Source organism: Sphingomonas sp. RS2018 (assembly GCF_054489605.1).
The window spans coordinates 1-6,840 of sequence record NZ_JBTMWL010000008.1; the positions used below are offsets into that span (position 1 = coordinate 1).

Sequence of the window (6,840 nt, forward strand, 5' to 3'; positions counted from 1 at the left end):
CACGTCTTGCTCAACCACGTGAACGAATGAGCGTTTTGCAGCATTCGCTATCCGAAAGCGGCCACTCCGCTTTCCACCCAGATTGCGACGTTGAGCACGCCAGCCCGCGAACGACTGCAACCGCCCAATAGCGGACCTTCTCGAACCAGCCGGAATCGTCAGTCTTCCGTGGGTCGATCCGGCTGAGCGTCAAGCCACATCCTTGCAGCGTCGTTCGACAGAAAGAAGTCGAGCGTATTGCCTTGGGTAAAGACGCGGCGCATCTGCATTTTAACGAGGCTCGATGAAACCTGAAGCGCCACCCGATCACCCGCCCGATAGATCGTTCCCGTTTCCCGCTGGACCCGTGCCTGACACTCAGTTGAATGAGGCAGCAGCTTCACTGCATCAATTAGAACCCTGATCGGGCGACCCTCCCATCGCCAGTGATCAACTGCCGCTTTCTCAGCTTTGAAATGCCTCTCCAAAGTGGCTAAATCAAAAAAGCCTTCGATTTTGATATAAATTAAGCCGCTCGCACGATCCTCTCGGATCGAATGGAAAGGCATCAAATCGAGCGAGGTGGCCGTCATATTGCTAACTTATGACATCGAACGCAAAATTCCTTCACATAGGTTAGGAGTGAATCCTGTTAATATCGAGCTCATCAAGCCTCCCGTCGAAAACAAACCTTTCGCGCCATTCCGCCATTTTGGCGCTCAGCTGCACAACCATGAACGTCCCCTTTCCACCATCACCGGACATTGCTCCCCCACCCGATCGAATGTCCGCTATCGCCCGGTTGCAGTCGTTCGCCGGTCGGCGCGCGGAACTTCGCATTCTGGTGGAAAGCGGACGTTCGGCCTGCTCTAAAGGATTGCGGCGAAAAGCCATGGAATGCGGTCGAACGAGTCCGATCGCGCTAGTTCCTCGCTATCGAAGAGCCCCGATTGATACGTTTGTGTCCATCGTTTTGGTGCGGCCACGTCGCGCTCACCACCATCTTCATCAACCCAGTAAATGGCATCCTCTAGCGAGTGTTCAGAGTAGCTATGCAACCCATCGGCGCGGCGTAGCAGCACCCAACGCTTCGACCCTTCGGGGCTGGGCACCACGTCGATCCGTTCCGAAAGATCATCCATAAGGATAATGTTCGCACGCACTCGGTGTGTCCGCAACTGGGCGCTTGCAGACATTCGGCGGCCCGGGCTGCAACGTCGGTATCTGGTGGAAGACGGACACAGATGCGCATTCACGCATTTTGATCAACTCGGATCACTGGAGCAACAGATGCGGCAACTTCAGAATTTCGGGCTCCTACTGGTTCTGGCGTACTTTGCGGCTGCCTGTGATCGTGGTCCCGAAACGATCGAGCAATGCTCCGCTCGGTTTGCAAGGCTCGCGGAAGATATGCCGATCTCGGCTGGTCGGGTGCACGGCACCTACACGTTCGACCTATCGAACATGGACGCTGACAGGCTGGAGCAGTTAAGAGCCACAGGCTTGGACGGTCGAGGAAGGCCGACCTTCATGGCGACGAACCAGGTTGCTGACGCAACACGCAAGAAATTTGACACGTCACCGCTCGGCCCGCGTGGATTACTCATGATCGCCCAATCAACCGTTCTCTTCCGTATTCCGACAGGACCCCGCTCATCAGCTAGCCAAGCTGTCCGGGAGGGATGCGACCTGATCCCCGGCGCTACGCTTCGAGCGGTTGCACTGACCGCTGGTTAGCACCGCGGCTATTGTCCGGCTTTGGGCGTCAGCAGACAAAGCCGTCGCGCCAGTGATCCTCGTCTATCGGATAGGGACCGATGGTGAAGCCATCGGGGTGGTCACAAAACCCCGGCGCTTGCCGCAGCCTCTTCGCCGCCGCCTCCGCTCGGGACGGCGAACTATACACGCCGATTAGCTTGGCATCGTCGCCGTGCTCATCGTCAGAGCGGACGTGGTGCAAGACGTAAGCGGTCTCCATGGCCGCAGTTTACGCACCGATCCAGATGGGCGCTAGCGTGCGTCAGGATCAGGCAGGAACGGCAGCTATTGGGCGTTAGAGGACGTTCGCAAAAGACTTGCAAACTGGTTCAATACGGTCAGGTATCACTCCTCACGCCAGATTTAGGCTAAACCCCTCTGAAATAACTGGAATAAATTCGATGTGACTTTGTTAGCGATCGGATCGGCCTACATGCATGGTCGGTCGAGGCGGAATGTCCGACTTTGGGTGGATAGCTGCGATCTCCATGATGGCAATGTGGCATTTGATTGCCTTGCTGTGACGACGATGCGATAGAGCCGGAAGGGTGTCCGCCATGTGGGCAGGTAGTGCGCTGGTCGGGCCGCCAGCGCGGCTTGCCCATGACTGGACACGTTACATGACCCGCACGTCAAATGCGCCGCAAAGCGCGATCCGCCGTTTTCTCGAAGCGCAGTCATCTGCTGGATTGGTGTTGATGGCGGCAGCGGTGATCGCCCTCGCCATAGCTAATTCGCCGCTCGCGACATCATTCGATGCGATGCTTCACATGTATCTGGGATCACTGTCGTTGGCCCATTGGATCAACGATGGCCTGATGGCAGTCTTCTTTTTGCTGGTAGGGTTAGAGATCAAGCGCGAGCTGCTTGATGGTCAGCTTTCAACTTGGCCTCGACGCATCCTGCCCGGTGTGGCGGCAGCGGGCGGAATGTTTGTTCCAGCGTTGATCTATCTTGCTTTCAACGTTGGCCCTACGGCTGCTGGATGGGCAATACCGGCAGCGACCGACATTGCCTTTGCGCTGGGCGTCATCGCGCTTCTTGGTAACCGGGTCCCCGCATCCCTGCGCGTGTTCCTCGCTGCGCTTGCCATCATCGATGATCTTGGCGCTGTAGTCATCATCGCGCTGTTTTATACGGCGAGCATTTCGCTCATCTATCTGGCTGGTGCAGCGGCGACCGTTGCTGTGCTGGTTACCCTAAACCGCTTCGGCGTGCGGAGCCTCGCGCCGTATGTCATCATTGGGCTGGTGTTGTGGGTTATGGTATTGGGTTCGGGAGTCCATGCGACGCTTGCGGGCGTGATCCTTGCGCTTACGATCCCGATGGATCGGACCCCGACTCAACCAGACGCGCACACAACAAGTCCACTTCACCGGCTTGAGCACTCTCTGCACCTACCTGTTAGCTTTCTCGTCGTGCCAGTCTTTGGATTGGCAAACGCGGCTGTGCCAGTGCTCGGCCTTCCTGCCGAAGCATTTGTGGCACCTGTGACCTTGGGCGTCGCGAGCGGCTTGCTGGTTGGCAAGGTGATTGGCGTATTCGGGTTTTCGATGATGGCAGTTTACCTTGGATGGGCAGACTTGCCCGCGCATGCTGGAAGACTGCAAATATTGGGCGTGGCTTTGCTCTGCGGCATCGGCTTCACAATGAGCATTTTTATAACGTTGCTCGCCTTTCCCGACAGCTTGCTTTTGCAGTCGGAAGCCAAGATTGGTGTGCTCGCGGGCTCACTCGTGTCGGGCCTACTAGGTTACCTCACGTTGCGATATGCGAAGCGCGATCAGATCGCGATGAGGGCGAATTCGTAAGCGACAGATGTGAGGTCGTTAGCAGACCGGCTGCATTTCCGACTTGCAAACTAGTTCAATACGGTCAGGTATCACTCTTCACGCCAAATCAAAGCTAAACCCCTCTGAAATAACTGGAATAAATCCCACGAAACTTTGTTAGCGAGTGGATCGGCCTACATGCATAGTCGGGTCGTGGCAGAATGTCCGACTTTGGTGGAAAGCGGTCATTTCGATAGTCTGAGCTTGAGCGTCTGAAGGAGCGCTTCCGCCTCTTCTCGCTCATACTCGGTAATGTAGTAGGAGTTGCTCGCTACGGCGAGGCACCGTAATGCAGCCTGTATGTCCTTCCGCACTCCAACCCCGCTTAAATAACACTTGGCCATTTCAAGCTGCGCACTGCCATCACCTGCGCGCGCGAGACGCTCAAACCATTTGAACATCGTCCGCATTTCGCCGCGTTCGCGATAGATCACTGCAATATTAGAAGCTGCTGCGTGATCGCCGCGCCGCCAAGCCGCACGATATAGCTTCATAGCAATGACCTTATCCTTGGCCACCCCCTCGCCAACATCATACATATAGCCCAAGGCTTGGAAGCACATTCCGTCGCCGAGCGCTGCCCCGCGCTCGTAACACGCGCGTGCGTGTGCGAAGTCTCCTTCCTCCGCTGCTGCATAAGCGATCCGAAGCAGGGCGTCAGTTTCTGCCATGCCCGAGATTGGCATGATTGGTTCGTCCAGCCAACGTCCGCAAGTGGGCGGTTGCAGTCGTTCGCCGGTCGGCGCGCGGAACTTCGCATTCTGGTGGAAAGCGGACGTTGATGAAGCGCGTTGCTGGGCTACAGCGGACTCATGCTGAAGAACTTCACCATCCATGCGTTCGCCGAGGTGATCGTGGAGGATCGTGCGATCGACCTGCACAACCTCTACGACGTTGCCAGTATCAGCACGGACCTTGCCGGAGATGCGGTTACGTTGAGGTTCCAGCGCGACCATCAATGGTCGGGTCCAGAGGCTTTGCCCGAGGCGGTGATCCTCACCTGCTACGGCCATATCAAGATGGCTTTCAACGACCTTGTAGATACACCCGTGCCCTTGCGGCACGATGCCGTCGAAGTCGCTTACTATGATGAGCATTGTGGATGGGACGCGTTTTTAGATGAGGACCTCGCGGCTAAACACGGCTTCGAAGGGCTTCACTTCAGCTTCTCCGGTGGGCTCGTGCTGCGTATTCGGGCAGACGTTGCACAGGTGACTACCGGCTAAACGAATGTCCGCGACTGGGCGATAGCGGGCATTGCGGAGACGCATTTGCAGCCGCCACTTGAGCCAACCGAGAGCCAATCCGAAAGGGATCGACGCTGCCACAAGCAGGCCGAGCGACTGCCATGCCGACCATCCTTGCTGCTTGGCGAGCAGAAGGAACAGGTAGCTTAGGACAACGCCCAGAATGCTGAAACCGTAGTCGTAGCGGTCAGGTCGGCGCGGTGACATCGTCTGATGATGCCACCGAGACCGGAAGGCTGCAATTGAGTGAGCGCAGCCAATCAGGCCATTGAGAGCTATCGCCCGTGGGAGCACAGGCAACCGGAATTTAATGCGCATGCCCGAGGTAGTCCGCATGTCTTTTGTCGCCCTTGCCTGCTCATTAATCGCCGTTGACGGCGACACGTTACGTTGCGGTCAGGAAGTCATCCGCCTCGTCGGCATCGATGCCCCTGAATTGCCGGGCCACTGCCGAGAAGGTCGCGACTGCGCGCCTGGCGATCCGTTGGCTTCAAAGCGGGCACTGGAAGCGGTATCTCGCGGCATTGCCGTGATTGATCGCCAAGGACGCGACATCTACGACCGAACGCTGGCGAGGATACGGGTTAACGGCGTGGATTTGTCCTGCGCCCAGCTGGCTTCGGCGCACGCCATATACCGATCCGATTGGGACCAGTTCGGGCTAGTTCGGGCTGACTGCGGAATTAAGCAGCCCGCCGAGACCGCCCCACCTTCACCGCGTGTCGCCGCCGCCCGCAAGAGACCCCTTCCCGCTGAGACGACAGGCGCTGGTTGGAGCTATCGCAACTGCGGCGAAGCACGCCGTGCCGGTGCCGCCCCGCTGTATCGCGGCAGACCCGGCTACGGCGCGCATATGGATGGCGACGGTGATGGCATCGCGTGCGAGCCGTACAAGAGCGTGACCCGCTAACCGCCTTCGCCCTTGCCCGATGTTCCCGCATTGTTCTAATCAAGTCGCACGCCGATTCGTGGCGTCTCGACATCGATGGAGCCTTAGCATGGAGCACGATCTCCGGCTGCGTGCGGCTGCGCGCGCGATTTACGACGCCTGCTATCCGAGCGACGAATGGGCACCGGTCGGCTTCGATGAGGCAGAACGATGCTGCACCATCCACTACCGGCAGGCAGTCGGTGCTGCGCAGCAGGCTCGGGCCGTGCTGGCCGCTCCCGGCGTGCAGCTTCCTCTCCCCGTCTTCGCGTAATCCGCATGTGGTTGGTGACCCGAAGACCCTGCACGATCTGCATCGTATCGAAGCGCAGGTGCGCGTCACGTGCCGAAGCTGCCGAGCGACAGAGGTATGGGATCTGGCCGCGCTGATCGAGGAGGTGCGGGCCAATGGTGGCAACACTGACTGGCGTGCCGCTCGATCGGCGCTCAAATGCCCCAAGCGGTGCGCGTCCCCGCTGATCCATCTCCTGCCGATACCTTACGGCAAGCAGCGCGCTCGCCAGCGTGCCCACCGCCACGCTCTTATCAACCTCGCACTGCAAATCCTGCAGGCGGCGGCCTATCAGTCCAGCAGCAAGGCAGTCGGGACGATCGAGGTTCGCCTCGCGCTGCACGTCCTGCGTCCGTTCGTCCGGAATCCGAAGCTGCTCACGGAATATTGGACCGCTGCCACACTGGAGCTACGGCACCCATGGACGAGTTGCCACGGGCCTTACCGGGCGATCGTCGAGCGGCTTGTGATGCTGAAGGCCGATGTCGAGCCGAAGAATCTACCTTGATGCCGTCTACCTGCAGTTGGTCGGAAGCGGACATTCTACAGCATCAGAGCTGGCTGACGCGCAACGAAAGCTGAATTAGAAGCGCGGATGTTATGAATGCCATAATCAATGGAAATTTTCGGTTAGGCTGGTGCATCCGAAGAAGTTCTTTTCGGTATATTCGATATATAACGAAACTCACCGCTAGGGAGATGACGATCAAGCTACTAAACACCGCATTGCTATGATCGGCACTGCTTATCGGTATGGCCCGCGTGACGATCGTAACTATGACGAGTGCTATTGCCGCAACCAGA

General features: G+C 58.0%; 10 protein-coding genes. 5 read left to right on the forward strand and 5 right to left on the reverse strand.

Annotated elements, in window-relative coordinates; genetic code table 11:
• Positions 1-158 precede the first annotated feature (158 nt).
• From ACX40P_RS14990 to ACX40P_RS15000, 3 genes are all read right to left on the reverse strand, one after another.
• On the reverse strand, positions 159-572 hold the full coding sequence (locus ACX40P_RS14990; RefSeq protein ID WP_459127166.1) for a hypothetical protein: 414 nt from the start codon (positions 570-572) through the stop codon (positions 159-161).
• Positions 573-848: 276 nt separating this feature from the next.
• On the reverse strand, positions 849-1,121 hold the full coding sequence (locus ACX40P_RS14995) for a hypothetical protein (RefSeq protein ID WP_459127167.1): 273 nt from the start codon (positions 1,119-1,121) through the stop codon (positions 849-851).
• A 623-nt stretch (positions 1,122-1,744) separates the two neighbouring features.
• Entirely contained in the window at positions 1,745-1,957 is a 213-nt protein-coding gene (locus ACX40P_RS15000; protein ID WP_459127168.1) for a DUF7336 domain-containing protein, read from the reverse strand.
• A 400-nt stretch (positions 1,958-2,357) separates the two neighbouring features.
• On the opposite strand from ACX40P_RS15000, the gene nhaA reads away from it, so the two are divergent.
• Entirely contained in the window at positions 2,358-3,548 is a 1,191-nt protein-coding gene (gene nhaA, locus ACX40P_RS15005) for a Na+/H+ antiporter NhaA (RefSeq protein WP_459127169.1), read from the forward strand.
• 206 nt (positions 3,549-3,754) lie between these two features.
• On the opposite strand, the gene ACX40P_RS15010 is transcribed toward nhaA, so the two are convergent.
• Positions 3,755-4,255, reverse strand: a complete 501-nt coding sequence (locus ACX40P_RS15010; RefSeq protein ID WP_459127170.1) for a tetratricopeptide repeat protein — start codon at positions 4,253-4,255, stop codon at positions 3,755-3,757.
• A 126-nt stretch (positions 4,256-4,381) separates the two neighbouring features.
• On the opposite strand from ACX40P_RS15010, the gene ACX40P_RS15015 reads away from it, so the two are divergent.
• From ACX40P_RS15015 to ACX40P_RS15030, 4 genes are all read left to right on the forward strand, one after another.
• Positions 4,382-4,795, forward strand: a complete 414-nt coding sequence (locus ACX40P_RS15015) for a hypothetical protein (RefSeq protein ID WP_459127171.1) — start codon at positions 4,382-4,384, stop codon at positions 4,793-4,795.
• A 355-nt stretch (positions 4,796-5,150) separates the two neighbouring features.
• Positions 5,151-5,726 (forward strand): thermonuclease family protein, encoded by a 576-nt coding sequence (locus ACX40P_RS15020; RefSeq protein ID WP_459127172.1) that lies wholly within the window; start codon positions 5,151-5,153, stop codon positions 5,724-5,726.
• Positions 5,727-5,814: 88 nt separating this feature from the next.
• Positions 5,815-6,018, forward strand: coding sequence for a hypothetical protein (locus ACX40P_RS15025; protein WP_459127173.1), 204 nt, complete (start codon positions 5,815-5,817; stop codon positions 6,016-6,018).
• 7 nt (positions 6,019-6,025) lie between these two features.
• Positions 6,026-6,544, forward strand: a complete 519-nt coding sequence (locus tag ACX40P_RS15030) for a hypothetical protein (RefSeq protein ID WP_459127174.1) — start codon at positions 6,026-6,028, stop codon at positions 6,542-6,544.
• 43 nt (positions 6,545-6,587) lie between these two features.
• Here ACX40P_RS15030 and ACX40P_RS15035 read toward each other — a convergent pair.
• Positions 6,588-6,840: hypothetical protein (locus ACX40P_RS15035; RefSeq protein WP_459127175.1), on the reverse strand; the 253-nt coding region annotated here is incomplete at its 5' end.

Bases quoted from the DNA above. Each gene is read 5' to 3' on its own strand.
- ACX40P_RS15025 (WP_459127173.1), top strand. From the start codon at position 5,815: ATGGAGCACGATCTCCGGCTGCGTGCGGCTGCGCGCGCGATTTACGAC.
- ACX40P_RS15020 (WP_459127172.1), top strand. From the start codon at position 5,151: ATGTCTTTTGTCGCCCTTGCCTGCTCATTAATCGCCGTTGACGGCGAC.
- ACX40P_RS14995 (WP_459127167.1), bottom strand. From the start codon at position 1,121: ATGGATGATCTTTCGGAACGGATCGACGTGGTGCCCAGCCCCGAAGGG.
- ACX40P_RS14990 (WP_459127166.1), bottom strand. From the start codon at position 572: ATGACGGCCACCTCGCTCGATTTGATGCCTTTCCATTCGATCCGAGAG.
- ACX40P_RS15010 (WP_459127170.1), bottom strand. From the start codon at position 4,255: ATGCCAATCTCGGGCATGGCAGAAACTGACGCCCTGCTTCGGATCGCT.
- nhaA (WP_459127169.1), top strand. From the start codon at position 2,358: ATGACCCGCACGTCAAATGCGCCGCAAAGCGCGATCCGCCGTTTTCTC.
- ACX40P_RS15015 (WP_459127171.1), top strand. From the start codon at position 4,382: ATGCTGAAGAACTTCACCATCCATGCGTTCGCCGAGGTGATCGTGGAG.
- ACX40P_RS15000 (WP_459127168.1), bottom strand. From the start codon at position 1,957: ATGGAGACCGCTTACGTCTTGCACCACGTCCGCTCTGACGATGAGCAC.